The 25,361-nt window shown below is 41.8% G+C and carries 25 protein-coding genes; 11 read left to right on the plus strand and 14 right to left on the minus strand.

The window, feature by feature from the left end; all coding sequences use genetic code 11:
• The first annotated feature begins 147 nt into the window (after window positions 1–147).
• Window positions 148–882, plus strand: a complete 735-nt coding sequence (gene rluA / locus OCU78_RS01830) for a bifunctional tRNA pseudouridine(32) synthase/23S rRNA pseudouridine(746) synthase RluA (RefSeq protein WP_137374412.1) — start codon at window positions 148–150, stop codon at window positions 880–882.
• Window positions 883–950: 68 nt separating this feature from the next.
• Complete coding sequence (locus tag OCU78_RS01835; RefSeq protein ID WP_137374413.1) at window positions 951–1,904, plus strand: D-2-hydroxyacid dehydrogenase; 954 nt, start codon at window positions 951–953, stop codon at window positions 1,902–1,904.
• Window positions 1,905–1,994: 90 nt separating this feature from the next.
• On the opposite strand, the gene OCU78_RS01840 is transcribed toward OCU78_RS01835, so the two are convergent.
• The 4 genes from OCU78_RS01840 to argR all read right to left on the minus strand — a co-directional run bounded on the left by OCU78_RS01840 (window position 1,995) and on the right by argR (window position 7,162).
• Window positions 1,995–2,432, minus strand: a complete 438-nt coding sequence (locus OCU78_RS01840; protein ID WP_137374414.1) for a universal stress protein — start codon at window positions 2,430–2,432, stop codon at window positions 1,995–1,997.
• 88 nt (window positions 2,433–2,520) lie between these two features.
• A complete protein-coding gene (locus tag OCU78_RS01845) occupies window positions 2,521–5,100 on the minus strand; it encodes a TRAP transporter permease (RefSeq protein WP_137374415.1) in 2,580 nt (859 codons plus the stop codon).
• A gap of 258 nt (window positions 5,101–5,358) precedes the next feature.
• A complete protein-coding gene (locus OCU78_RS01850; protein ID WP_137374416.1) occupies window positions 5,359–6,327 on the minus strand; it encodes a TAXI family TRAP transporter solute-binding subunit in 969 nt (322 codons plus the stop codon).
• A gap of 364 nt (window positions 6,328–6,691) precedes the next feature.
• The gene (argR, locus tag OCU78_RS01855; protein ID WP_137374417.1) at window positions 6,692–7,162 is read right to left on the minus strand and encodes a transcriptional regulator ArgR; all 471 of its coding nucleotides are present in this window, start codon (window positions 7,160–7,162) and stop codon (window positions 6,692–6,694) included.
• Between the two features lie 332 nt (window positions 7,163–7,494).
• Here argR and mdh point away from each other — a divergent pair, with 332 nt between their 5' ends.
• Window positions 7,495–8,430, plus strand: coding sequence for a malate dehydrogenase (mdh, locus tag OCU78_RS01860; RefSeq protein ID WP_137374418.1), 936 nt, complete (start codon window positions 7,495–7,497; stop codon window positions 8,428–8,430).
• A 184-nt stretch (window positions 8,431–8,614) separates the two neighbouring features.
• On the opposite strand, the gene ispB is transcribed toward mdh, so the two are convergent.
• Window positions 8,615–9,586: an octaprenyl diphosphate synthase gene (gene ispB, locus OCU78_RS01865; RefSeq protein WP_137374419.1), complete on the minus strand. Its 972-nt coding sequence runs from the start codon at window positions 9,584–9,586 to the stop codon at window positions 8,615–8,617.
• 268 nt (window positions 9,587–9,854) lie between these two features.
• Here ispB and rplU point away from each other — a divergent pair, with 268 nt between their 5' ends.
• The 6 genes from rplU (at window position 9,855) to folA (ending at window position 13,847) form a co-directional block, all read left to right on the plus strand.
• Window positions 9,855–10,166, plus strand: a complete 312-nt coding sequence (gene rplU, locus OCU78_RS01870; RefSeq protein ID WP_004740823.1) for a 50S ribosomal protein L21 — start codon at window positions 9,855–9,857, stop codon at window positions 10,164–10,166.
• 19 nt (window positions 10,167–10,185) lie between these two features.
• The gene (gene rpmA, locus OCU78_RS01875; protein WP_004735905.1) at window positions 10,186–10,443 is read left to right on the plus strand and encodes a 50S ribosomal protein L27; all 258 of its coding nucleotides are present in this window, start codon (window positions 10,186–10,188) and stop codon (window positions 10,441–10,443) included.
• A 321-nt stretch (window positions 10,444–10,764) separates the two neighbouring features.
• Window positions 10,765–11,937, plus strand: a complete 1,173-nt coding sequence (gene cgtA, locus OCU78_RS01880; RefSeq protein WP_137374420.1) for an Obg family GTPase CgtA — start codon at window positions 10,765–10,767, stop codon at window positions 11,935–11,937.
• Window positions 11,938–12,061: 124 nt separating this feature from the next.
• A complete protein-coding gene (locus OCU78_RS01885; protein ID WP_137374421.1) occupies window positions 12,062–12,832 on the plus strand; it encodes a threonine/serine exporter family protein in 771 nt (256 codons plus the stop codon).
• Complete coding sequence (locus tag OCU78_RS01890; RefSeq protein ID WP_137374422.1) at window positions 12,829–13,302, plus strand: threonine/serine exporter family protein; 474 nt, start codon at window positions 12,829–12,831, stop codon at window positions 13,300–13,302. Before OCU78_RS01885 ends, OCU78_RS01890 begins: the two co-directional genes overlap by 4 nt.
• 62 nt (window positions 13,303–13,364) lie before the next feature.
• Complete coding sequence (gene folA, locus OCU78_RS01895) at window positions 13,365–13,847, plus strand: type 3 dihydrofolate reductase (protein WP_137374423.1); 483 nt, start codon at window positions 13,365–13,367, stop codon at window positions 13,845–13,847.
• A gap of 56 nt (window positions 13,848–13,903) precedes the next feature.
• Here folA and OCU78_RS01900 read toward each other — a convergent pair whose 3' ends face one another.
• The 6 genes from OCU78_RS01900 to lptD all read right to left on the minus strand — a co-directional run bounded on the left by OCU78_RS01900 (window position 13,904) and on the right by lptD (window position 20,671).
• Complete coding sequence (locus tag OCU78_RS01900; protein WP_137374424.1) at window positions 13,904–14,707, minus strand: symmetrical bis(5'-nucleosyl)-tetraphosphatase; 804 nt, start codon at window positions 14,705–14,707, stop codon at window positions 13,904–13,906.
• 13 nt (window positions 14,708–14,720) lie between these two features.
• Window positions 14,721–15,101, minus strand: a complete 381-nt coding sequence (apaG, locus tag OCU78_RS01905) for a Co2+/Mg2+ efflux protein ApaG (protein WP_137374425.1) — start codon at window positions 15,099–15,101, stop codon at window positions 14,721–14,723.
• A 62-nt stretch (window positions 15,102–15,163) separates the two neighbouring features.
• Window positions 15,164–15,982, minus strand: coding sequence for a 16S rRNA (adenine(1518)-N(6)/adenine(1519)-N(6))-dimethyltransferase RsmA (rsmA, locus tag OCU78_RS01910; RefSeq protein WP_137374426.1), 819 nt, complete (start codon window positions 15,980–15,982; stop codon window positions 15,164–15,166).
• Entirely contained in the window at window positions 15,979–16,986 is a 1,008-nt protein-coding gene (gene pdxA, locus OCU78_RS01915) for a 4-hydroxythreonine-4-phosphate dehydrogenase PdxA (protein ID WP_137374427.1), read from the minus strand. The genes rsmA and pdxA overlap by 4 nt, the downstream gene beginning before the upstream one ends.
• Window positions 16,976–18,271: a peptidylprolyl isomerase SurA gene (surA, locus tag OCU78_RS01920; RefSeq protein WP_137374428.1), complete on the minus strand. Its 1,296-nt coding sequence runs from the start codon at window positions 18,269–18,271 to the stop codon at window positions 16,976–16,978. Before surA ends, pdxA begins: the two co-directional genes overlap by 11 nt.
• A gap of 45 nt (window positions 18,272–18,316) precedes the next feature.
• Complete coding sequence (gene lptD, locus OCU78_RS01925) at window positions 18,317–20,671, minus strand: LPS assembly protein LptD (RefSeq protein WP_137374429.1); 2,355 nt, start codon at window positions 20,669–20,671, stop codon at window positions 18,317–18,319.
• A gap of 148 nt (window positions 20,672–20,819) precedes the next feature.
• Between lptD and djlA the strand changes: the two genes are divergently transcribed.
• Together djlA and OCU78_RS01935 are read left to right on the plus strand one after the other, a co-directional pair.
• Window positions 20,820–21,674, plus strand: coding sequence for a co-chaperone DjlA (gene djlA, locus OCU78_RS01930; protein ID WP_137374430.1), 855 nt, complete (start codon window positions 20,820–20,822; stop codon window positions 21,672–21,674).
• A 57-nt stretch (window positions 21,675–21,731) separates the two neighbouring features.
• Entirely contained in the window at window positions 21,732–22,277 is a 546-nt protein-coding gene (locus OCU78_RS01935; RefSeq protein ID WP_137374431.1) for a DUF924 family protein, read from the plus strand.
• 97 nt (window positions 22,278–22,374) lie between these two features.
• Here OCU78_RS01935 and OCU78_RS01940 read toward each other — a convergent pair whose 3' ends face one another.
• From OCU78_RS01940 to leuC, 3 genes are all read right to left on the minus strand, one after another.
• The gene (locus OCU78_RS01940; protein WP_137374432.1) at window positions 22,375–23,157 is read right to left on the minus strand and encodes a DUF547 domain-containing protein; all 783 of its coding nucleotides are present in this window, start codon (window positions 23,155–23,157) and stop codon (window positions 22,375–22,377) included.
• Window positions 23,158–23,327: 170 nt separating this feature from the next.
• Window positions 23,328–23,930, minus strand: a complete 603-nt coding sequence (gene leuD / locus OCU78_RS01945; protein ID WP_137374433.1) for a 3-isopropylmalate dehydratase small subunit — start codon at window positions 23,928–23,930, stop codon at window positions 23,328–23,330.
• Window positions 23,931–23,944: 14 nt separating this feature from the next.
• A complete protein-coding gene (gene leuC, locus OCU78_RS01950; RefSeq protein ID WP_137374434.1) occupies window positions 23,945–25,357 on the minus strand; it encodes a 3-isopropylmalate dehydratase large subunit in 1,413 nt (470 codons plus the stop codon).
• Window positions 25,358–25,361 lie beyond the last annotated feature (4 nt).

A 25,361-nucleotide genomic window follows, 5' to 3' on the forward strand; every position in this document is an offset into this window, starting at 1 on the left:
TAGTCGTCAATACATCTGTACGGTTTAATTGAAATTTGGGAAATATTTTCATTGCGTTTGCTCTGCTATACTCCGCGGCTAACATTCTGCAGCCAATATTCCGCAGCTAACTAACATTCCGCAGTTAACATATAAAAGAGAACAATTATGGCGATGCTTGAGTACACTCCACCAACCGAACCTTGGATTGATATTGTCTACCAAGATGACGATGTTTTGGTGGTCAATAAGCCACCTGGTTTGCTTTCTGTGCCGGGGCGTGCGCCTGAGCATTACGATAGTATGTGGAGTCGCCTAGTTGTCGAGTTTCCAGAAATCCAAGTAGTACACCGTTTAGATATGTCGACATCAGGATTGATGCTCTTAGCTAAGCATAAAGAAGCTGAGCGTTCATTGAAAAAGCAATTTCAATACAGGCTTACTCATAAGGTGTATTACGCGAAAGTATGGGGAAAAGTAGAACAGCAAGAGGGAATGATTGATTTACCGCTAATCTGTGACTGGCCGAATAGACCAAGACAGAAAGTGTGCTACGAGCATGGCAAGCCTTCGCAAACCCGTTACCAAGTTGTTCAGTATGATCAGCACACTACGTTACTGCGCTTATTGCCTATCACAGGTCGTTCACATCAATTACGAGTGCATTCCATGGAAATTGGTCACTCAATTGTCGGTGATGAGTTTTATGCTTCACCTGAAGCGTATGCTTTTTCTGACCGCTTAGAGTTACATGCGTGTGAACTGAGTTTTTATCACCCTGCTGATAATCAATTATTCAGTGCCTTTGTACCGTGTGATTTTTATGAAGAAGCAGAGCCGCAAGTCCGCCAACATTTTGAGATTGCGACAGAGCTACCAGACTATAAAAAGTTAAAAGCTTAACTTTAACTGTTACTGCTCTCGAATTGGGCTGAGTATGAATACGCAAAAATAAGGAATCCTAAGCACAAATGAAAATTGTATTTTTAGATCGCGCAACCATTCCATCTCAGATCCAATTAAAGAAACCCAATTTTGAACATAGTTGGGTGGAATATGATTTTACGGAACCTGAACAAGTTCAAGAACGCATTATTGATGCAGACATTGTAATTACCAATAAAGTCATTCTAAATGACAGAAATTTATCGCAAGCGACTCGCTTACGACTTATTGCAATCTCTGCAACAGGCGTGAATAACGTAGACACAGCCTACTGTGAGGCTAATGGAATAGGGGTCGCTAATGTTCAAGGTTATGCTACTCGGTCTGTTCCGGAACATGTCATCGCGATGCTATTTTCATTGAAGAGAAACCTAGTGGGTTATCATCAAGATATAGAAAAGGATGAATGGCAAAAAGATAAGCAGTTCTGTTTTTTTACTCACCCTATTCAAGATGTATCAGGTAGTACGCTTGGAATTATTGGTAGTGGCGGATTAGGTCAAGCCACAGCCTTACTGGCGAAAGCTATTGGGATGAATGTACTTTTTTCAGAAAGAAAAGGCGTTAGTATCTGCCGAGAAGGTTACTTGCCATTTGAAGAGCTACTACAACAGTCAGATGCTATTACTCTGCACTGCCCTTTAAATGAAGAAACTCATCATCTCATTGGTAAAAGTGAGCTGTTGTTGATGAAAAGAAGTGCCGTGTTAATTAATGCAGGGCGGGGCAACTTAGTTCATGAACAAGCATTAGTGGATGCATTACAAACTGGCGAGATTGCAGGGGCTGGCATTGATGTCTTTAGTGAAGAGCCCGCCGATAAAAGTAATCCATTATTGGCACATAGCCATTTACCAAACCTTATTTTGACGCCGCATGTTGCTTGGGGAAGTGACTCCGCAATCCAAGCTTTATCCGACATACTGATAGAAAATCTGAATAGCTTTATGCGGGATGAAAAGCTTAATCGAGTTGTATAAGTTGACGAGTCAGGAAATAAAAAAGGTTGCTGTTATAGCAACCTTTTTTGATATCGAATAGAAATTTTAAGACCTAATAGATAGGTATGTTTAGCCTTGAGGTTTCACGACCAAAACATTAATTGGTGAGTTTTGTACGACTTTACTCGCCACTGAACCAAGTACAACTTTATCGATCTTAGAGCGCTTATGGCTTGGCATGACGATAAGGTCTGCTCCAAGCTTTTCTGCGAAATCCAAAATAGTCGAATAAGCTTTGCCTTCCGATACGTGTACTTTGTAAATGATTTCATCATCAATATGCTTGTCAGCAAATTCCTTCAGTTGGTTTTTTACGTCCAACTTCATCTGATTTGCGGCATCTTTCGGAAAATAAGATGCGACCATTGACATATGAATGCCCGGTAGAACATTCAGTAAATGTACTTCTGCATTGCTGTGCTTTGCGTGCCAAACTGCAAGTTCAACGGCTTTATCAGCAAAGCCTTTATCATTAAGATCAACAGGAACAAGGATTTGTTTATACATGTTTTATTCTCTTTTTAACCAGCACCTAGGTTAGGCTAGGTGCTGTAATGATCCTTTCCATAGTATAAAGCCCGTATGGCTAAATACATTACGCACTAATCTCATCCTTACGAGCACGTCTTCTTTGATTCATCGCTAAGCCAATTAAAATTAGCAATGCTGGTAAAAATACCCATTCTTTCATTGGTCTTTCAGCTGGTTGGATGATGGATTTAATTTCCCAATCAAAATCAATACCAGACGCTTCTGCTGGGCTACCAAATTCAACCATATCAACAATCATCTTGCCGTCAGTTTCCGTTAGCATTAACCCCATTGATGCGATTCGGTCATTCGCTGTTATCGCTGAATCTTCAAATGGAAGACGAACGGTTTTCTCAGAATAGTCACCTTCTAAGTTTTCACCACCAATTCTTAACTCAAGTGATTGTCCCACAGAAAGATTTTCAGTGATTTGAGCAATCTCAACTCCTGGAGAAAGAACTTTAGCTGGGTACACCATGTCCCACCAGAAGCCAGGGCGGAAGAATGTGAAAGTAAGTGCGATCAGAAGGATCGTTTCCCACCATTTATTCTTCGTAAACCACCAACCTTGTGTTGCTGCTGCAAAAATAAGGACAGCTGTAACTGATGAGAAAATTGTGAGTGCTAAGTGCCACCAAGAATCAATGCCCATCAATAGCAGTTGAGTATTGAATATGAACATGAATGGTAAAATCGCGGTTCGGATATCGTAGGTAAAGCCTTGGATACCGGTACGAATTGGATCTGATTTCGCGATAGCAGCAGCTGCAAATGCGGCTAAACCAACGGGTGGAGTATCATCAGCTAGAATACCGAAATAGAACACAAATAAGTGAACCGCAATCAGTGGGATGATTAAGCCATGTGCGGCACCTAGAGTTACGATAACTGGAGCCATTAGAGTCGATACAACAATATAGTTTGCTGTAGTGGGTAGACCCATACCTAAGATCAGGCTGATAACCGCTGTGAACAGAAGCATAAGAATGATGCTTCCGCCTGAGATAAACTCAACGAAATCAGTCATTACAAGTCCAATACCTGTTAGCGTTACTACGCCAACAACAGTACCTGCCGCCGCTGTCGCTACACCGATACCGATCATGTTTCTCGCACCAGACACTAAGCTTTCAGCAAGGTCGATAAATCCGGCTTTAGTTTGGGTCGCAAGATCATCTGACTTGTTCATTAATGCCATTAATGGACGTTGTGTAATCAAGATAAAGATCATGAATACTGTTGCCCAAAATGCCGATAAGCCTGGAGAGAAACGTTCAACGGTTAGACACCAAACCAGTACTACGATAGGCAATAAAAAGTGAAGACCAGATTTTACTGTCGGACCTGGTTCAGGAACTTCAGTTAGGTTTTCATCGATTTCGAGTCCGCCTTCAACTGCATACTTCGCTGATACTCGAACTAAAGCAACGTACGAAATTAGTAGAGCAACCGTTACGATAGGTGTAGCAGCATCGCCGAATACATCTTTTGTCCAACCAACACCGTAGTATACAGCAGCGCTTATTACACATAAGCCTAGAATAGTGCCAGTGAACGACAGTAAGCTTTGAACAATAGTTGGTGTACGACGACGAGGAAGTCCTGTCATACCTGCTTTACATGCTTCTAAGTGAACAATGTAAATCAGTGCAATATAAGAAATTAAAGCAGGAAGTAGAGCCGCTTTAATAACTTCAACGTATGAGATGCCTACGTATTCAACCATTAAGAATGCAGCAGCACCCATGATTGGTGGTGTTAATTGACCATTAGTTGAAGCGGCAACTTCTACAGCGCCCGCTTTTTCACCGGAAAAACCCACACGTTTCATGAGTGGAATGGTAAAAGTACCGGTTGTTACTACGTTAGCAATCGATGAGCCAGAAACCAAACCAGACAGACCTGAAGCTACAACCGCTGCTTTTGCAGGGCCGCCTTTCATGTGTCCAAGTAGAGAAAATGCGACTTTAATGAAGTATGCACCAGCACCTGCTCGCTCTAGCATTGCACCGAAAAGTACAAACAAGAATACGAAAGAAGTAGAAACACCGAGAGCGACACCAAATACACCTTCTGTCGTCAGCCATAGATGAGACATTGCTTTGTTTAAGCTTGCGCCTTTATGAGCAATGACATCTGGCATATGAGGACCGCCAAATGTGTATAGCAAGAATACGGCAGCTACCACCATCAGCGGTGGACCTAAAGCTCGACGAGTCGCTTCTAAAAGAAGCACCATACCTGTTACTGCAGCAACAATATCAAAAGTGGTTGGAGCACCAGAACGACCGGCAAGCTCTGTGTAAAAAATATAGATATACGCTGCGGAGAAACTGCCGGCTAAAGCTAATATCCAATCCATCGCAGGGATACGGTCTCGCGGGGAGTTTTTTAACGCCGGATAAGCGGTAAATGCTAGGAAAATAGCGAAAGTTAAATGAATGGAACGAGCTTCAGTGTCATTTAAAATAGCAAAGTCGAATATAAACGGCAGCGGTGATGCGTACCAAAGTTGGAATAATGACCAACATAAAGGCACAAACCATAAAATACGACCTTGTAAGCCGCTTGGGCTACGTGCACCAGTGTCGGACTGTGCCACCATTTCTTGCACATCTGAAGACGGTGAAGTTGTCTGCGTCATGTACTTTATCCTTATTATTGATGGTCTCACCTATAAACAAAACAGCAGAACCTCTTAAGCATCTATTAGTGTAGTAAATAGATGGGAAAATGTGTTCTGGTTTTGATTTATCTTAGGCTTGAAACGAAGGTAAGTTATCCAAAATGGATTAACTTAAAGATTGTTTTCTTTTCACGCTGGTTACTTTTTGTTTTATAAAACGTGAAAAACCAATAAGGATGTTAACCACCCTTATTGGCTCGGTAGGCTAAAGCGTTATTACTTTAGAAGACCTACTTCTTTGTAGTATTTTGCAGCGCCTGGGTGAAGAGGGATTGAAAGACCTGCTTTCACCATGTCTTCTTTCTTCAGGTTAGCAAATGCTGGATGTAGACGTTTGAACGTAGAGAAGTTTTCGAAAACTGCTTTTGCTACGTTGTACGCTGTCTCATCTGAAACATCTGTTGTTGTAACCATTGTCGCGGCTACACCAAAGCTGTTTACGTCGTTTTCTGTACCACGGTACATGCCAGCTGGTACTGTGCTGTATGCGTAGTAAGGGTTTTCAGCAACGATTTCATCAATCTTAGGACCTGTAGCTGATACTAGCTTAGCGTCACATGATGTTGTTGCTTCTTTGATTGATCCGTTCGGGTGACCAACCATGTAGATGAATGCGTCAATCTTGTTATCACAAAGAGCTTGTGAACGCTCAGAACCTTTCAGTTCAGAAGCTAGTTTGAAGCTGTCATTCGTCCAACCCATAGCGTCCATTACAACACCCATAGTTGCACGGTCACCAGAACCTGGGTTACCAATGTTTACACGCTTACCTGCAAGGTCAGCAACATTGTTAATACCAGAGTCAGTACGAGCAATAATGTTGAATGGTTCTGTATGTAGAGAGAACATTGCGCGAAGTTTTTTGTACTCGCCTTGTTCTGCGAACTTACTTGTGCCGTTATAGCCGTGATATTGCCAGTCTGATTGAACAACACCAAAATCTAGTTCACCTGCGCGAATTGTATTTACGTTGTAAATAGAACCGCCTGTAGACTCAACAGAACAACGAATGTTGTGATCTTTACGACCTTTATTCACAAGCTTACAAATAGCACCACCAGTAGGGTAGTAAACACCTGTTACTGAACCAGTACCGATAGTGATGAACTCTTGAGCGTTAACCGCGCCAGCGCCCATTACAGCAGCTGCAATAGCGCCAACTTTAATAAGTTTGGTAAATGCCATGAATTTCCCTTCCTTTATTCATTATTAACCCTGAAGTAAGTGTAGTTACTTCTGGAGTTTCCTATTTGGAAACGGCACCTTTTTCAATCCATCTGTTGAAAAAGTGGCTGAATAGTATCAAAAAAATGGCACAAAATTACTCAATTGTTAAAACATATAGCGGAAAAGTCTAAGGGATGCTGCATGAATATTATACGAATTTTATCATTATGTATTTTTAAATCAGTAGGTTAGTTTGTTTATGGTAGGTGTTTTCGAATAGTCTAGGATGTGATTTGGATCACGGTGATAATGAGTAGCCGTGATCCATTAAAATAGTAAATAGAGGTGTGAAGTTATGAACTTAGTGACTGTTCACTACGTGTTAGCCTGCGTATTCAAATAGCTCGCATACCGAATCAAATAGTTGCTTCGTTGTCACGGCCAAAGTAGGAGTGATAAAGATAGTATCGTCACCAGCGACTACACCAAGGATTCCTTCTGACTTCCCTAAAGAGTCCAGTAATCGAGCAATTAATTGTGCAGCACCAGGGCCGGTATGGATAACAACTAAAGCGGCATTATGGTCAATATCGAGAACTAATTCACGTAAAGAACTTGAAACAGTAGGGACACCAAGCTCTGCTGGTAAGCAATACACCATTTCCATTTTTGCATTACGAGTTCGAACAGCCCCAAATTTGGTAAGCATGCGCGATACTTTTGATTGGTTGATGCTTTCAAAGCCTTCTAGCTTAAGAGCATCGACGATTTCACCTTGAGAGCCAAAACGCTCTTCTTTTAGTAAAGATTTAAAAGCGCGAACTAAAGTGTCTTGTTTTTCTGTATTGCGCATGGTGGCTTCTTATTCGTTAACATAAATATTGTGCATATTTTCGCATACATATGCAGTTTCCGCCAAGTTTACATATCAAATTGTTAGTTGTGTCACTGTAAAAAACTAATGGTCAATCGTGCTGTTAGAGCATATTTCTTTTGTTATTTCAGGTGATTATTCTCATAATGCAGATGCTCTGTGTAGCACGGTTTTATTGACTTGCGCGAGGTCGCAAAGATAGCGTTAATTGATTGTAATCATTTTGTGATTACTATAGTTTTCTAACTTAATTAGCTCATTTTATACCCTACAAAAATCTTATAAGAGATAAGTTCTCAAGGAGAATAACAATGAAAGTAGCTGTTATTGGTGCCGCTGGTGGCATCGGTCAAGCCCTAGCCCTACTACTTAAAAACCGCCTCCCTGCCGGTTCTGATTTAGCTTTATACGATATTGCACCTGTTACACCGGGTGTTGCTGCTGATCTTAGTCATATCCCAACACCTGTTTCGATCAAAGGTTATGCAGGTGAAGATCCAACTCCAGCGCTAGAAGGTGCTGATGTTGTGCTTATCTCTGCTGGTGTTGCTCGTAAGCCAGGAATGGATCGTGCCGATCTTTTCAACGTAAATGCAGGTATCGTAAAGTCTTTAGCTGAAAAGATTGCTGTTACTTGTCCTACAGCTTGCGTTGGTATCATTACTAACCCAGTAAACACAACGGTTCCAATTGCTGCTGAAGTTTTAAAGAAAGCTGGTGTTTACGATAAGCGTCGTTTATTCGGTATTACCACTCTTGATGTTATCCGTTCAGAAACGTTCGTTGCTGAATTGAAAGATAAAGATCCAAGCGATATCCGTGTACCTGTTATCGGTGGTCACTCTGGTGTGACAATTCTTCCTCTTCTATCTCAAGTTGAAGGCGTAGAGTTTACGGCTGAAGAAGTTGCAGCATTAACTAAGCGTATTCAAAACGCTGGTACTGAAGTCGTTGAAGCAAAAGCTGGTGGCGGTAGTGCAACATTATCAATGGGTCAGGCTGCTTGTCGTTTTGGTCTTGCATTAGTGAAAGCACTGCAAGGTGAAGAAAACGTAATTGAATGTGCATATGTAGAAGGTGCAGGTGAACATGCTCCTTTCTTCGCACAACCAGTGAAACTAGGTAAAGATGGCGCAGAAGCTATTCTTAGCTACGGTGAACTGAGCGATTTCGAAAAGTCATCACTTGATAGCATGCTTGAAACACTAAATGGCGATATTAAAATCGGTGTTGAGTTTGCTAAATAAGTAAGACTAAGCCGTTTTAAGCTTCATCTAATAAACAAAAAGCCGCTCATTGAGCGGCTTTTTTAATGTTTATGGTTAAGCAATTTGTGATTACTATATAAATTATTAGTCCTATATAAAGCAGAAACGTAATGCAGCTTTATATAGGAACGTAATTCAGCGCCATCTAAGAAGTTAGTCTGCTTTATTTAGAGCGTTTCACTGCAAGGTGGGCTAGGGTAACCAAAGCTTCTTTATATTCAGATTCAGGAAGTACAGAAAGCTCTTGTATAGCTTTATCTGCTTCTTCATACGCTTTCTGAGTTGTGTACTCTAGAGACCCGGTCGCATCCATAGCCGCGAGAATTTCAGTCAGTTTATCCATGCCATTCGCTTTCTCGATAGCTTCACGAATCATGCTAGATTGCTCTGGGGTGCCATTATGCATCGCATATAAAAGTGGCAGTGTTGGTTTGCCTTCAGCAAGGTCATCCCCAACATTTTTCCCCATTTCTTTACCATCAGCAGTATAGTCCATCACATCGTCAATCAGCTGGAATGCAGTACCAAGGTATTTTCCGTAATTCTGCATTGCAGTTTCAATCTCAGGGGAAGATTCAGTAAGAATCGCACCAATCTGAGTCGCAGCTTCAAACAGTCTAGCGGTTTTAGAATAAATAACTTGCATGTAGCTTTCTTCGGTTACATCTGGGTTATTACAGTTCATCAACTGCTGAACCTCACCCTCAGCAATTACATTTACCGCTTCACTCATGAGATCAAGGATCTTTAAAGATCCTAGCTTTGTCATCATTTGGAATGAGCGCGTATAAATGAAATCACCAACTAAAACACTGGCTGCATTGCCAAAGGCTGCATTAGCAGTGGCTTTACCGCGACGCATGTCAGATTCATCAACCACATCATCATGAAGTAATGTGGCAGTATGAATAAATTCAATAAACGCGGCTGAGGTAGTGTGTGCTTCTCCTTGGTAACCAAGAGCACGAGCTGACAAGATTGCAAGCAATGGGCGTAGGCGTTTACCACCGCCACTTACGATATAAAAACCGAGCTGATTGATTAAACTTACGTCAGAATTTAGTTGAGCTTGAATTGTTTTATCTACTTTTGCCATATCATCGGCAGTAAGCGCTTGGATAGCTTTAAAATCCATTATTCATCCGGCTGAGGTTAGAACCTGTAAGGCTTATTCATTATATTTAATTAACGAATGATACACTAAAAAACGTTGATTAATACATCACTTAAGGGCATGATTGCGGCACTTTTCTTTGGCGAACATGTTTTCGCCAATATTTTAAAAATATGGCTTGTCATAGCGTCATGGTTCCAGTAGAATCTGCGCCCTATTGATTAGTTTAGCGCACACCCGAGTTGTACAATTAACAACCATAGGCTGTGCGGAAAAAGCGGAGTAAAATATGTACGCTGTTTTCCAATCTGGTGGTAAACAACACCGTGTAAGCGAAGGTCAAACTCTTCGTTTAGAGAAATTAGACGTTGAAACTGGTGCAACTGTAGAATTTGATAAAGTTCTTCTTGTTGCTAACGGCGAAGAAATCGCTGTTGGTGCACCTCTTGTTGAAGGTGGTAAAGTTACTGCGGAAGTAGTACAACACGGTCGTGGCGATAAAGTAAAAATCGTTAAGTTCCGTCGTCGTAAGCACTCTCGTAAGCAAGCTGGTCACCGTCAGTGGTTCACAGAAGTGAAAATCACTGGCATTAACGCTTAAGTATTAGGAGAGTTTAACAATGGCACATAAAAAAGCTGGCGGTTCTACTAATAACGGCCGCGATTCAGAAAGCAAACGTCTTGGTGTTAAGCGTTTTGGTGGTGAATCTGTTCTTGCAGGTAACATCATCGTTCGTCAACGTGGTACTAAGTTCCACGCTGGCACAAACGTTGGCATCGGTAAAGACCATACTCTTTTCGCTCTTACTGAAGGTAAAGTGAAATTTGCAGTAAAAGGTCCTAAAAACCGTAAATTCGTAAGCATCGAAGCTGAGTAATCTAATCTTTAATTAGATTATAATTACAGTAGCTTTTAAGCTGAATTCAAAAGCCCTGCCGATTCGGTGGGGTTTTTTATTTATAGCGGGAATAAAAAAGCAGATACTTTTTGCTTAGAGCTTAGAGCTTAGAGCTTAGAGCTTGAACATGAACTATAGCTATAAAGTTAAGTTTTGTTTGATGAAGTAAAGAGTGGCTTCTTATTTGTTCCTTATTGCAGGTTGGTCGAAGATCTTAGGTGATCGATCTAAATACGGATCTGCTAGAATTTATATCAGTCCCTCGCGATTGATATCGCAACGCACAGTGCGGAGTAAAAAATGAAATTCGTTGATGAAGCGGTAGTAAAAGTAGAAGCCGGTGATGGCGGTAATGGTACAGTTAGTTTTTGGCGCGAGAAGTTCGTTGCTAAAGGCGGTCCTGATGGTGGTGATGGCGGTGATGGCGGTGATGTTTACCTTCAAGCTGACGAGAACTTAAACACACTAATCGATTACCGTTTCCAACGTTTTTATGACGCTGAGCGTGGTGAAAATGGGCGTGGTGGTAACTGTACTGGTAAGCGTGGTAAAGATATTACGCTGAAAGTACCAGTTGGTACTCGAGCTGTAGATATTCACACTAATGAGATTGTTGCTGAAGTTGCAGAACACGGCAAAACTATCATGGTTGCTAAAGGTGGTTGGCACGGGTTAGGTAACACTCGTTTCAAATCTTCAGTAAACCGTGCTCCACGTCAGAAGACAATGGGTACTAAAGGTGAAGTTCGTGAATTACGCTTAGAGCTACTTCTTCTTGCTGATGTTGGTATGCTTGGTTTGCCAAATGCGGGTAAATCAACGTTCATTCGTTCTGTATCTGCAGCTAAACCAAAAGTAGCTGATTACCCGTTTACTACCTTAATCCCAAGTTTAGGTGTGGTAAGTGTTGTCCCAGAGAAAAGTTTCGTAGTGGCGGACATTCCTGGTCTGATCGAAGGTGCTGCAGATGGTGCTGGTCTTGGTATTCGATTCCTTAAGCACTTAGAGCGTTGTCGTGTTCTTCTTCATATGATTGACATTATGCCGATCGATGAGTCAGACCCGATTCAAAATGCACTAACGATCATGGATGAACTTGAGCAATACAGTGAAAAAGTGGCACAAAAACCTCGCTGGTTGATCTTCAATAAAGTTGATCTAATGCCTGAAGAAGATGCAGATGAAAAGATCCAAGAGATCTTAGATGCTTTAGGTTGGGAAGGTGAACACTACAAGATTTCAGCAGTGAATAAACGTGGTACGAAAGAGCTTTGCTTGAAGCTTGCTGACTTCATGGATCACTTACCGCGTGAAGTGGAAGAATTTGTAGAAGAAGAAAAAGTTAACTTCATGTGGGACGACTACCATAAAGATGCAATGAGTGGTAAAAATGTTGTTACTGAAGATGACGACGACTGGGATGATTGGGACGACGAAGAAGATGACGGTCATGTTATCTATGTTCGTGACTAATCATTAGTTAATTAAAGAAAGCCGCAATGTAAATTGCGGTTTTTTTGTATCTAAATCATGTTGAAGCGGTTGGTTTTCGTGCAAAATCGATCTCTGAAATTTATTAGCCTATGGGAAGGAAATCATGGCATCGAAACAAAGGGCGATTTCTCGATTAGTCGCTCAATCAGGACAAATGCTTCTGGCTCATGGAGCAGAGAGTACACTCGTTGGGGATATAATGCGCCGTATTGGGTTAGCGAGTGGCGTGAAGGAAGTTGAAGTAGCGTTATCTGCTAATGCACTCGTTGTGACAACCGTTATGGATGATCATTGCATAACGACCACAAGAAGTTGTGCAGACCGCGGTATTAATATGTCTGTTATTACGCAAATTCAGCGTATTTGTATCATGCTGGAAAAAGGGATCTTGGATAGATCTCTCGCTCAAGAAAAACTTGATGCAATTAGCCCTGCTCGTTATAACCGATGGATTGTTGTAGTCATGATCGGCCTTTCATGTGCTTCATTTAGCAGGCTTGCTGGTGGTGATTGGCATGTATTTATGATGACGTTCTTGGCTTCTGCATGTGGAATGATTGTTAGACAAGAAATTGGTCATCGCCATTTCAATCCATTCATGAACTTTGCTGTCACAGCATTTGTGACGACTGTCATTTCAGCTCAGGCTGTACTTCATCAGATTGGAGATCAGCCCACTATTGTTATGGCTTCTTCCGTTCTGATGCTTGTGCCAGGTTTCCCTCTTATTAATTCTGTTGCCGATATGTTGAAGGGCCACATTAATATGGGGATTGCACGTTTTACGATGGCGAGTCTACTGACTCTTGCTACGAGCTTAGGCATTGTAGCGGCAATGAATATCTCAGGTGTGTTTGGATGGGTGGGGCAATGATGACATTCGATCTGTTACTTGGTTTATTGAATGATATGTTCTTTGCCTCTATTCCAGCAGTAGGCTTTGCTTTGGTGTTTAATGTTCCGCAACGAGCGCTGATCTATTGTGCCTTGGGTGGTGCTATTGGTCACGGCAGTCGATATCTGATGATGGAGTTTGGTGTCCCTATCGAGTGGGCCACTTTTTTTGCGGCAACTCTTGTGGGCATGATTGGTGTGGTGTGGTCTCGTAAACTGTTAGCTCACCCGAAGGTGTTTACCGTCGCTGCTTTGATTCCTATGGTCCCCGGAGTCTTCGCGTTTAAAGCAATGATCGCGATGGTTGAGATTAATAACTTAGGGTATACACCTGAATTAGTCGCAATGTTGATGGAAAACTTCCTTAAAGCGATGTTCATCATTGCAGGTCTTGCGATTGGATTAGCTATGCCAGGGCTGTTATTCTATCGTCGCAGACCCATTGTTTAATCGTGGTTTTTTTGGGTCTGTATGAATTTCTTTAATCGTAATTGAATAGGACTGACACTCACATGATCATAAGTATGATTGCTGCTATGGCAGATAACCGTGTAATTGGTAAAGATAATCAAATGCCTTGGCATTTACCTGCGGATTTTGCTTGGTTTAAGCGTTCTACTATGGGAAAACCTGTAGTGATGGGGCGTAAGACTTATGAGTCTATTGGTCGTCCTTTACCTGGTCGTTTAAATATCGTGATTAGTCGTGATTCATCATTATCTATTGAAGGTGTGACAACCGTGACTTCAATTGAAGCCGCGCTTGAAGTCGTTAATAATGTTGATGAAGTGATGATTATTGGCGGGGGGGCGATTTATTCGAGCTGTTTACCTCTGGCGAATAAGCTGTATTTAACACATATAGGTCTTTCTGTTGAGGGTGATACTCAGTTTCCTGATTGGGGAGAGGGCTGGAATAAGGTTACAAGTGAAGCTTATCGAGCTGATGAAAAAAATGCTTACGATATGGAATTTACTATTTTAGAGCGTTTATAGTTTTCTAATAGCTTGCTTTACTGGTGTAAAGCAAGCTATGCAAATAAGGTTTAGACCTATATTGCTTTCTGTGTGAAGAATTTCTTATCTTCCCACCTTAGTGTTGTTAATTCACCGCCCCAAACACATCCAGTATCTAACCCAATGACTTCTTTTCCTGAATACCCTTCCAGTGCAGCCCAGTGACCAAATAATACGGTTTTTTCTAATTTGATCCTGCTCGGTAATTCGAACCATGGAATATAAGAGCCGTCAGTGACTTCTTTTGGTGGTAGTTTGCATGCCATGTCTAAACGGGCGTCATGGGAACAAAAGCGCATGCGAGTAAAGCTGTTGATAATATAGCGATAGCGATCTATTCCAGTATGGTCGATATCCCAATAGTCTGGCTCATTACTGTACATGTTTCCTATCAACCAACGCCAATTTTCAGATTGTAATACAGAAGTGACTTCTTCATTTGCAGAGCGAGCCTGAGGTAAATTCCACTGCGGTGAAATGCCCGCATGGCTCATAACAAATTCGTTATGCTCTTGCATTAAGGGTTGGTGTCGAAGCCATTCCAGAAGTTCTAATTTATCAGGCGCTTCCAAAATAGGGAGCGTTTTATCTTTTGCTTTTGCTGGAAACAGCTCTAGAGATACTGCAAGAAGGTGTAAATCGTGATTACCTAAGACGACTTTTGCTGATTGCCCTAGAGACTTAATAAAACGTAGAGTTTCTAGAGACTTTGGTCCTCTTGCGACAAGATCTCCGGCCACCCATAAAGTATCGACTTTACGGTCAAAATTAATCTTGTTTAATAAAAGTTGCAGCTCATCGAAACAACCTTGGATATCACCAACAATATAGTTAGACACGAAGGCTCTCTCGTTAGTTAAGAATGTTAGGGATCGCTAACCTAAAAGGATCTACTTCCGCGAAAAAGTCGTTTCCATCTTGATCTGCCATTACATAGTGCCCTTGCATAACACCTACAGGCGTTTCAATCACGGTTCCACTGGTGTAAGTGTATTCATCATTGGGTTCTATAATAGGCTGTTGCCCCACCACACCATCACCTTCGATAGTTAATTGCTTACCATTGGAGTCGGTGATTAGCCATCGACGAGTCATTAATTGGACTGTGCTTTTACTTAGATTTTTGATTGTAATGATATAGGCAAAAACATAGCGGCTTTTATCTGGTTGTGATTGTTCTTTTATGTATTTAGTGTGTACTTGGCATTTGATGCAGGGCGTAGAGATATCCATATTTGCTCCTTGATCCCTCAACTAAAAAATAGGCTCCTCACCGAAGTGTAGGAGCCTTTTCATTATTGCTTTTCAGCGCTGTGATTGTCTTCTAGCCAGTTTGCCATATCAACAAATTGTTCTAGAGTCAGATTCTCAGGGCGCATACCTGGATTCACTCCAAGCTCTTCTAGAATCTCTTTACTCAGCAGAGTTTTATAACAGTTACGTACTGTTTTACGTCGTTGGTTGAAACCTTCACGACAAACACGATCAAGCCATTTCAAGTTCTTCGCAGGGTAAGGAAGTACTTCGTATGGTTGAAGGCGAACTACTGCTGAATCTACTTTTGGTGGCGGAACAAACGCTGTTGGTGGCACTTCAAGTACAGGTGTTACTTTGCAGTAATATTGCGCCATCACAGTTAAACGGCCATATGTTTTACTGCCAGGACCAGCCGCTAGTCTATTCACCACTTCTTTTTGAAGCATAAAGTGCATATCAGAAATGTCTTTATGGAATTCAAAAAGGTGGAACATTAACGGCGTTGAAATGTTGTATGGCAAGTTACCAAAGATACGCAGTTTGTTATTTGGCTTCACTAATTCATTAAAGTCGAAACGCATAGCATCGCCTTCATGAATTGTTAGCTTCTCTGCAAGATCTGGATGATTTCGTAGACGTTCTGCTAGATCTCTATCTAATTCAATTACTGTTAGCTTATCGACCAGCTTTCCAACTGGTTCAGTAATTGCGCCCAAACCAGGGCCGATCTCAACTAGATTTTGACCTGGAAGTGGATTGATTCCAGATACGATGCCATCAATAATGTATGGATCGTTTAGAAAGTTTTGACCAAAACGTTTACGCGCTTTGTGCCCTAAGTGGACATCATTTCTCATTGTTTTTTCTCTACTAATTCAATGGCGTGCGTGAGCGCTGTTCTAAAGCTCCCTGTATCGGCTTGACCTTTTCCTGCCAAGTCTAAGGCTGTACCGTGATCGACAGATGTTCGAATAAACGGCAAACCAAGTGTGATGTTCACTGAGCGACCAAAACCTTTGTATTTTAATACAGGGAGTACTTGGTCGTGATACATACCTAAAACAGCATCTGCATCTTGCAAATATTTTTCATTAAAGATGGTATCTGCTGGCAATGGACCAATCAGGTTTATACCTTCTTGTTGACGAATTTTTTCTAGCGTTGGTGTGATGGTTTCTATTTCTTCACGACCTAAACAGCCATCTTCACCTGCATGTGGGTTTAACCCACAGACATAAATGGTCGGTTTCTCAATTGCGAATTTATCGACTAAATCTTTGTGAAGAATTCTGATGATTTCTTCTAGTCTTTCTTCGGTTACAGCTTGAGATACATAAGCTAGAGGGATGTGTGTTGTTACAAGTGCAACACGCAGCCCTTCAGTTGCCAACATCATCACCACGAGTGGAGTATTGGACTTTTCTGCAAAGAACTCAGTGTGGCCGCTAAATGCAACGCCAGCACGGTTAATTACACCCTTATGAACAGGGCCGGTGACAATAGCATCAAATTCATTATTCATACAGCCAATTGCGGCGGTTTCTAAAGTATTTAATACATAATGACCATTCGCTTCATTGAGCTCACCAGCAAGAGCTGGCACGGCTAATGGAATGTGCTTAACTACTAATGTTCCTGAGCGTTGAGCCGAAGCTGGTTTTTTGGCATCGTAATCAATGAGATCGACATCAATACCAAGAAGTGAGGCTCTTTCTGCAAGCATGTGTTTATCTGCGCAGACAACAATTTGATGCTCCCAATTCTCTTGAGAAAGGGAAAGGGTCAGATCCGGACCTATTCCCGCCGGTTCACCAGCCGTAACTACGATACGCTTGATTTCAGAGTTCGGTTTAGTTGTCATCTTGGTCTTCCTGAACCACTTCTACAAAGGCACTTGCTCGTAGTTCTTGGAGCCATGCGCCCGCTTCTTCGTTGAATTTACGGTTAAATAGAATTCGGTATGCTTTATTCTTTAATGCTGAATCCGTTCTATCGACTTCACGACGGTCTAACACTTCGACAATATGCCAGCCGTGTACTGTTTTAAAAGGTTCACTGATTTGACCTTTAGCGATGGTCTCTACTTGGTGCTTAAACTCGGGAACATATAAATCTGGTGTTTGGTAACCTAGTTCACCATCTTGAACTGCTGAGCCAGGATCTTGACTGTATTGCTGCGCCAGTTCTCCGAAGGTAATCTCACCAGCATTAATTCTTTGAACAAACTCAGTTAATTGCTGTTTTGCACCGTCATCACTAAGGATAACTGTTGGTTTAAGAAGGATATGACGAGCATTGACCTCGGTAACCGCTACGGTTTCTAACCCTTTGATATCTTCAATTTTAAGAATGTGGAAACCGACACCACTTCTAAACGGACCAATGACACTGCCTTTGTTTTGCATTTTGATTTGGTCAGCAAATATTGTTGGCATCTCTTCTTTTCTCATCCAGCCCCAATCTCCGCCTTGCAGTGCTTTGGGACCTTTAGAATAGGTGTAAGCCATTGTGCTGAAGTCTTCACCAGCATTCAGTTTTTCAACAAGTTCATTCGCTTGAGTTTCAAGCTCTTCTTTCGTTTGGTCATCATTAAATCTTAGTTGAATATGACCAATTTGATACTGCACAGTCGCGTTAGTTTCTTGAGCAAGGATGTCTGCAAGGTTATCGACTTCTGCTGGTAGGATATTGATACGTCGACGAACAAGAGCATTTCTAGCTTCATTTGCTGCAATTTCTTTACGTACTTGCTCTCGGAAAGCAGTGTAAGTTAACCCTTCAGATGCGACAGAAGCTGTGAGTTCATCAATCGTTTGATTGTTCTCTTTTGCTATATCAGCGATAGATTGGTTCAAGCGAGTATCATCTATTCGAACTCCAATACGCTCGGCTTCTTGGTTTTGAATGGTATCAATGATCAGCTTCTCAAGGACTTGTTCAATCAGTACATCTTCAGATGGCAGAGCTTGGCTACTTTTCTTTGCATTAGCGCGAAGTGTTTTTAATGATGTATCAATATCACTTTGTAATATGACACCTTCATTCACAATGACTTTTACTTTATCTAATTCAACTGGTGCTGCGTGAACGGCTGAAAAGCTACATGCAGTTGCAATAGCAAGTAGGGTTTGTTTCCACAATTTCATTTGTAGTCCTTTGAAACTTATTGATTCAACATCAATAAAGAAAAATTAGTTATTTAAGAAGAATGGGCGACCATATTCAAGAGAGTTACCTGAGCTGTCATAACCCTTTTCTGTAGAACCTGAGCCAATATTGGTGCCAAAACCAACAATACCAAAGTTAATGCTGAAGTTATTTTCATACTCAGGATTTGAATCTGGATTCGCGTAGCCGGTGTCACCAGACCAATTTCTCAACTCGTTGCTGTATGTCATGCCTACATACCAACAATCAGAGGTGTAGCGCAGATTTGCTAGCCATTCAATCGCAATATCTTCGTTCATATCATGATAGTACTGAGCGCTGGCATACCAGTTTTGTGTGAATTGGTAACCACTGACTATACCTGCTTGGGAAATACCTTCTCGAGTAATTGAGTTAATATCAGGAATACTTTCACCGACGTTATCATCAATATACTCTTTCGTTACGTAGCGATAGTTTGTTTGAACAAAACCTTTATCCAGCTTGTATTCAAAGGTGCTATTTGCGAGTTGCATTGACCCTGAATCAATGTCGTACTGAACGCCACCATGATAGAAAAAGTAATCGTCATAATTGAAGTCTACTTCTACAGCCCAAGAAGAATAATTTGATTTTGACTCTTCTGTGTTATTGGCATCTGGCGATTTTGTATCTTTATCAATAAAGAAAATTTGGCCGAAGGAAACATTCAAGCGCTCTTTGTAAGCATCATCATAAAAGCGGGATGATGCACCGTAGCTTAGTTGATTTGCTGCTGCTATTCGGTCTACGCCACTGTATTTCCGGCTACGGAAAAGTCCATAGTAGTCGGTTTGAAGTAAAGTCGTATCGTAGTAGCCAATATCATTTTGATCTTCTTCCGGTACAAAAAGGTACTGCACTTGAGGTTCTAGTGTTTGGGTGTAACCATTTAGAACCGTGGTATCGCGTTCTAAAACAAGCCCAGCATGGCTTCTAAATTCAGGAATAATTCGTGAAACTTTTTCTTCAAGCCCTTCGTAACTTGAACCCGTTGTTGTATCAACACCATTAAGGTCTTGTTGGTAGTAGGTTCCGAGAACTCGAGCCTCAGTTGTCCAGGTACCCCAAGTTGTACTTAGTGGAACTTTAACACCTGGTTCTATATGTACTCTCGTCGCTGACGGCTTACCTGCTGCGTCTGTATCAAAACGTGATAAATGAGACTTCATGTCTATTTCGACGATATCCCATACGATAGGTGCATAATAGTTAAATTTAAGCTGTGGCATCAACCTATACGGTTGGTTACCTTCTTCCGTTAAGACTTGGAAATCACGAACTGCAAGCGATGTATCCCAGTTTTGGGTACGATAAGCCACTTCTCCGGTTTGCAATAGTTGCCCATCTTCTCGATTACCGATTGAAGAGTCGACATCGGTAAAGTAGTTAACATCACTAACTTGAGAGTAATCGACATTGAATTTCCAAGATTCTTGGTAAATACCATCAAAGGTAAACTGCCCCCCCCAACGGTTACCTTCTGTTGGGTATTTTTGATCATCATAGAGGTATTCAGATTTTATGCTGCCTTGACCAAAGTGGGTGAGGTAGCGGAATTCGGAATTAAGCTGAGTGCCTCTTTCCTGCATCTGTTTCAACGTGGCTTCAAGGTCGTAATTTGGTGCAATGTTCCAATAAAATGGAATCTCGGTTTCAAAACCATCGCTGGAGCCATAAGAAACGGTTGGATAAAGGAAGCCCGTTTTACGAGTGTCACCCACGGGAACTGTCATGTATGGAAGGTAAAAAACAGGCACACTTTGTATTTCAAAGCGGGGGTTAATAAGAGTGGCTTGTTCCTCATTTTGGTCTAATTGAATACTAGACGCTTTGAGTCTCCACGAATTATCACCTTCAGGACACGAAGTAATTGAGCCATCAGTCATTTCATAGATAGCTTTGCCCGTTTTCGTTATATATATCGCTTCGCCACGACCTTGTTCACATAAAAACTCATATTGTGTATCTTCTAACTCAAATTCATTTGTTGTTAGATTATTGGTCACTTTGCTGGATGTAGCTTTAACTTGGCCATCATTGAAAGTAACATCACCCTCAGCCACGACAATATTTTCTTGCTGATGTAGAGTGACTTTATCGGCAAGAATAATTTTGTTTCCTTGCGTGACTTTTACGTCTCCAGAGTAACTGGCTTTTTGACCGTTAATCGCTTCAAGTCGATCGGCTTCAACTTGTGCTGGTAATTGAAGGTCTGAATTATCCGAAGGCGTGATCAAGCATTGATCTGCAGAGGGCATTTCCTGCACACTGTCTTTGGTTGTTTCAGCTTGAGTTGTCGGCACAAATAATGCGGTGCTAATAGAAGCAGCTAACAGAGTGCGGGAGAAACATTGCATGAAGTGAACGATCCTATGTCACAAAAAGAAGGGCTGATTTAATATCAATCCACTGAATAAAGCGCTTTCCTTATGATAAAGGAAATAATGGCATCAGGCACTATAAGACCGCGTTACTCGAAAAAAATTCATTGATAGAGAACACATAATGCAGATATTTGGCAAAATCTTAGGAGCCTTCTTTGGCTTTTTGTTTGGCGGCCCTTTAGGTCTGATCTTCGGGCTTTTTTTAGGGCACCAATTCGATAAAGCTCGTCGCTTGAATCAATCGGGGTTTAATTCTTCAGGTTTTGGTCGCGGTCCGAATCAAGCAGAAAAGCAGAATGAGTTCTTTAAAGCTGCTTTTGCTGTTATGGGGCATGTAGCGAAAGCAAAAGGTCAAGTGACACGAGAAGAGATTCAGCTAGCTTCCACTATGATGGAACGGATGAATTTGCACGGTGAGCAGCGTAAAGCAGCACAAGATGCCTTTCGAGAGGGCAAAGAAAGCGACTTTCCGCTTAATGATATTTTAGAGCGAGTAAAAATTTCTTCAGGTGGTCGATTTGATTTACTTCAATTCTTCCTTGAATTGCAAGTGTCTGCAGCATTTGCTGATGGTGATTTACACCCTAGTGAAAGAGAAGTTCTGCACAGAATTGCGCGAGGGCTAGGTTTTTCTTCTGAGCAATTAGAGCGTCGTTTACAAATGCAAGAAGCTGCTTTTCGTTTTCAGCAGCAAGGTGGAAGCTTTGGTGGTCAGCAAGGGGCTGGTCAATCCTCGGGTTGGCAACAGGCTTCACAGCAAAATCAATTGGCAGACGCGTTTAAAGTTCTTGGTGTAAGTGAAAGTGCTGAGGGTAAAGAGGTTAAGAAAGCCTACCGTAAACTGATGAATGAGCATCACCCAGATAAACTGATGGCGAAAGGTTTACCGCCTGAAATGATGAATGTTGCGAAAGAGAAATCGCAAGAAATTCAGAATGCTTATGACCTAATTAAGAAGGTTAAAGGCTTTAAGTGATCGAACACTAAACCGAGAAATAACAAAATCACTCGGTTGTTTATTAAAGGGAATTATATGACAGTAACTTATCATGGTGTTCTAGAGTTTTGGTTTGATGAACTGACGCCTAAGGACTGGTTTGCTGGTGGTGAAGAGATTGATGCTTTGATTGAATCCCGTTTTTCTGAACTGCACAAAGCAGCCATTCAAGGTGAACTATTTGAATGGCGCCAAACCGCTCAAGGGCGTTTAGCTGAGATTATTGTGCTGGACCAGTTTTCTAGGAATATTGGCAGAAATAGCCCTACTGCATTTTTGGCTGATCCAATGGCTTTAGCTTTAGCTCAGGAAGCAGTTGCGGGCGGCTTTGATCATCAGCTTAACCAACAGCAGAAAAGCTTTTTGTATATGCCTTATATGCATAGCGAATCTTTGCTTATGCATGAACAAGCTGTTGGGCTTTTTTCTCAAACGGGATTGGAAAATAATCTAGATTTTGAGTTTAAGCACAAGGTGATTATCGAACGATTCGGCCGTTATCCTCATCGGAATGAGGTATTAGGAAGAACTTCGACTGAGGATGAAATTGAGTTTCTGCAGCAGCCAGGCTCAAGCTTTTAATGGTCGAACTACGGTCAAATAACTGAGAAGAGGCTAATGGTTAATAAAAGCCATTAGCCTCTTTTTATTTAACGTTATCGATATTTTTGTGTTGATATTAGTCTACTTGATTAAGCGACCAATCGTAGTCATAACTGATTTTATTAGTGTTCGTTACCGGCTTTGTTCGATATTGATCTAAGTGTTGAATGAGTTGTTTTTCTGTACCAAAATCCACAGCAAACCATTCGTAAATCGATGATAGTTGAAGCTTATTATTTTCAATCAACACGCCTTTATTGCTATTAATATACTCAGTTGCCGCTTGTTCTAATAAGGTCTCAGTGTTGTCTGAGGTAAAAGCTTCAGACTGTAAGTTAGGGCAACCCAAACTTGCACAGTTCACTGCATAATGCGTACGCGGATCTTGCCAAATAGGTCTTAGGATTCGATGTTCAATGTCATTGAGTGTTAGTGACTTACCATTGACCACTACCACGTCATCTCCCCAGGGACCGAAACTAAATAGCCCACCGAGTTTAGTGATGGATTTAATCGGGTAAGCATTGAGAATTAAATCGACAGTCACTGCGTTATATAGGTTAACCCAGTAGGCATACTGCTCAGCTTTTGAATAGTCTATCGGATTTACCTGTTCCAATAGCTTGATGTACTGTTCCAGCTTTGCTTTGTCTTCAGTGCTCACCGCTTGATAATGTACTAGGGTGTGTTGACCTTGTTTAACTAAATAGCTATCGAGGAATTGCTGCCAATCTTGGTGGGAGACTTGTGTTGGGTTTGCTTCATTACTTTGCTTCCAGTATGGCCACAGTTCGGATTTAGGCGCAGACCAAGCTAAGGTTGAGAAAAGTAGGCTGACAATTAAAAGTAGTTGTTTCATGGCATTCTCCTGATGACTGACTATTAAGACCTTACGGCTCACTATTTTCTTTCAGGCTCAGTTAAATAAAGATGTTGGTCTAATTAAAGAGGTTAAGCCAAATAAAAAAGGCTGGCACTAGGCCAACCTTTTGTGTGTACACAGAACCGTGCAACTTTATCTTAGGTTTCTTATTTTAGGAAGCTTGGGATCTTAGCTTCAAACTCTGAAATCTTATCGGCATGCTGAAGTGTTAGACCGATATTATCTAAGCCATTCAGTAAGCAGTGGCGACGGAACTCATCAATTTCAAACGAGTATTCTTTGCCGTTAGCGCTGACTTTCATTGCTTCTAAATCAACGTTGATTTCAGCACCTTCAGTCGCTTCAACGAACTGGAAAATCTCATCAACTTCTTGCTCCGTTAGTCGAACAGGAACCATCTGGTTGTTGATTGAGTTGCCGTAGAAAATATCGGCAAAGCTTGGAGCGATCATCACTTGAATGCCGTAGTCGGCAAGTGCCCACGGTGCGTGTTCACGAGATGAACCACAACCAAAGTTCTCACGAGCCAATAGAATCGATGCACCTTGGTAGCGTGGTTCGTTCATCACAAATTCAGGGTTTGGTTGCTGACCAGCATCATCTAGGAAGCGCCAGTCGTGGAATAAATGCTTACCAAACCCAATGCGGTTAACTTTCTGTAAGAACTGCTTTGGAATGATAGCATCTGTATCAATGTTGGCCGTATCTAGAGGAACGACTAATCCGGTGTGTTGTTGAAAACCTGACATGTTAAATCCTCTAATTAAAGTTCACGAATATCGACAAAGTGACCAGCGATAGCCGCTGCGGCCGCCATTGCTGGGCTAACTAGGTGCGTACGACCATCACGGCCTTGGCGACCTTCAAAGTTACGGTTTGATGTAGAAGCACAGCGCTCTTGTGGACCTAAGCGGTCGTTGTTCATTGCAAGACACATCGAACAACCTGGTAAGCGCCATTCGAAGCCGGCTTCTTTAAAGATAACATCTAAGCCTTCTGCTTCTGCTTGTGCTTTTACTTGCTCAGAACCTGGGACGATTAATGCTTGAACATGTTTCGCAACTTGACGACCTTTCGCTACCGCTGCTGCTGCACGCATGTCTTCGATGCGAGAGTTAGTGCAAGAACCAACAAACACTTTATCGACATTGTAGTCAGATAGAGATTTACCCGCCTCAAGCCCCATGTAAGCCAAAGCTTTTTCTGCCGATGCTTTTTCTACAGGGTCAGCGAAGCTTTCTGGTGCTGGAATCGGTGTGTCTACCGAAATAACCTGACCTGGGTTAGTCCCCCAAGTAACTTGTGGTTTGATGTCTGCTGCTTCTAACGTTACAACGGCATCGAATTCAGCATCAGCATCGGTTTTCAATGTGTTCCAGTATTCAATAGCTGCGTCTAAGTCTTCGCCCTCTGGAGAGAACTTACGGCCTTTGATGTATTCGTATGTCGTTGCATCTGGAGCGATTAAGCCTGCTTTCGCGCCCAGTTCGATCGCCATGTTACATACCGTCATACGACCTTCCATCGTAAGGTCAGTGATTGCCTCACCACAGAACTCAACCACGTAGCCTGTACCGCCGGCTGCCGTAGTCTTACCAATGATCGCTAGTACAATATCTTTAGCTGTGATACCTGGAGTAACCTTACCTTTTACTTCGATCTTCATAGTTTTAGCGCGAGCTTGTTTTAGCGTTTGAGTTGCTAGAACGTGCTCAACTTCAGAAGTACCGATACCGAATGCCAATGAACCAAATGCACCGTGAGTCGCGGTATGCGAGTCACCACACACAATCGTCATGCCCGGAAGAGTAATACCTAGCTCTGGCCCCATCACGTGCACAATACCTTGGTATTTGTGGTTTAGGTCGTAAAGCGTCACACCAAACTCTTTACAGTTCTTCGATAGCGTTTCCATCTGAATACGAGCCATCTCACCAGAAGCGTTGATATCTTTAGTTTGTGTCGATACGTTGTGATCCATAGTCGCGAAAGTCTTGTTCACTTGGCGAACGTTACGACCTTTTTCACGCAGACCATCAAAAGCTTGTGGCGACGTAACTTCATGGACTAGGTGGCGATCGATATAAAGAATTGGAGTTTCGCCTTTAGCTGCAACTGCAACATGAGCGTCATAAACTTTTTCGTATAAGGTTTTTGCTTGCTGGTTTGTCGACATAGCT

It is taken from the genome of Vibrio gallaecicus (assembly GCF_024347495.1).
Taxonomy (GTDB): Bacteria; Pseudomonadota; Gammaproteobacteria; order Enterobacterales; family Vibrionaceae; genus Vibrio; species Vibrio gallaecicus.

What these genes read in the sequence shown, in the direction of transcription:
- OCU78_RS01835 (WP_137374413.1), top strand. Translation starts at nt 951, where the DNA reads ATGAAAATTGTATTTTTAGATCGCGCAACCATTCCATCTCAGATCCAA.
- OCU78_RS01845 (WP_137374415.1), bottom strand. Translation starts at nt 5,100, where the DNA reads ATGACGCAGACAACTTCACCGTCTTCAGATGTGCAAGAAATGGTGGCA.
- OCU78_RS01885 (WP_137374421.1), top strand. Translation starts at nt 12,062, where the DNA reads ATGGCATCGAAACAAAGGGCGATTTCTCGATTAGTCGCTCAATCAGGA.
- rplU (WP_004740823.1), top strand. Translation starts at nt 9,855, where the DNA reads ATGTACGCTGTTTTCCAATCTGGTGGTAAACAACACCGTGTAAGCGAA.
- ispB (WP_137374419.1), bottom strand. Translation starts at nt 9,586, where the DNA reads ATGGATTTTAAAGCTATCCAAGCGCTTACTGCCGATGATATGGCAAAA.
- lptD (WP_137374429.1), bottom strand. Translation starts at nt 20,671, where the DNA reads ATGCAATGTTTCTCCCGCACTCTGTTAGCTGCTTCTATTAGCACCGCA.
- OCU78_RS01890 (WP_137374422.1), top strand. Translation starts at nt 12,829, where the DNA reads ATGATGACATTCGATCTGTTACTTGGTTTATTGAATGATATGTTCTTT.
- cgtA (WP_137374420.1), top strand. Translation starts at nt 10,765, where the DNA reads ATGAAATTCGTTGATGAAGCGGTAGTAAAAGTAGAAGCCGGTGATGGC.
- apaG (WP_137374425.1), bottom strand. Translation starts at nt 15,101, where the DNA reads ATGGATATCTCTACGCCCTGCATCAAATGCCAAGTACACACTAAATAC.
- OCU78_RS01940 (WP_137374432.1), bottom strand. Translation starts at nt 23,157, where the DNA reads ATGAAACAACTACTTTTAATTGTCAGCCTACTTTTCTCAACCTTAGCT.
- OCU78_RS01935 (WP_137374431.1), top strand. Translation starts at nt 21,732, where the DNA reads ATGACAGTAACTTATCATGGTGTTCTAGAGTTTTGGTTTGATGAACTG.
- pdxA (WP_137374427.1), bottom strand. Translation starts at nt 16,986, where the DNA reads ATGACAACTAAACCGAACTCTGAAATCAAGCGTATCGTAGTTACGGCT.
- OCU78_RS01840 (WP_137374414.1), bottom strand. Translation starts at nt 2,432, where the DNA reads ATGTATAAACAAATCCTTGTTCCTGTTGATCTTAATGATAAAGGCTTT.
- argR (WP_137374417.1), bottom strand. Translation starts at nt 7,162, where the DNA reads ATGCGCAATACAGAAAAACAAGACACTTTAGTTCGCGCTTTTAAATCT.
- leuD (WP_137374433.1), bottom strand. Translation starts at nt 23,930, where the DNA reads ATGTCAGGTTTTCAACAACACACCGGATTAGTCGTTCCTCTAGATACG.
- rpmA (WP_004735905.1), top strand. Translation starts at nt 10,186, where the DNA reads ATGGCACATAAAAAAGCTGGCGGTTCTACTAATAACGGCCGCGATTCA.
- rsmA (WP_137374426.1), bottom strand. Translation starts at nt 15,982, where the DNA reads ATGAGAAATGATGTCCACTTAGGGCACAAAGCGCGTAAACGTTTTGGT.
- djlA (WP_137374430.1), top strand. Translation starts at nt 20,820, where the DNA reads ATGCAGATATTTGGCAAAATCTTAGGAGCCTTCTTTGGCTTTTTGTTT.
- rluA (WP_137374412.1), top strand. Translation starts at nt 148, where the DNA reads ATGGCGATGCTTGAGTACACTCCACCAACCGAACCTTGGATTGATATT.
- mdh (WP_137374418.1), top strand. Translation starts at nt 7,495, where the DNA reads ATGAAAGTAGCTGTTATTGGTGCCGCTGGTGGCATCGGTCAAGCCCTA.
- surA (WP_137374428.1), bottom strand. Translation starts at nt 18,271, where the DNA reads ATGAAATTGTGGAAACAAACCCTACTTGCTATTGCAACTGCATGTAGC.
- leuC (WP_137374434.1), bottom strand. Translation starts at nt 25,357, where the DNA reads ATGTCGACAAACCAGCAAGCAAAAACCTTATACGAAAAAGTTTATGAC.
- folA (WP_137374423.1), top strand. Translation starts at nt 13,365, where the DNA reads ATGATCATAAGTATGATTGCTGCTATGGCAGATAACCGTGTAATTGGT.
- OCU78_RS01850 (WP_137374416.1), bottom strand. Translation starts at nt 6,327, where the DNA reads ATGGCATTTACCAAACTTATTAAAGTTGGCGCTATTGCAGCTGCTGTA.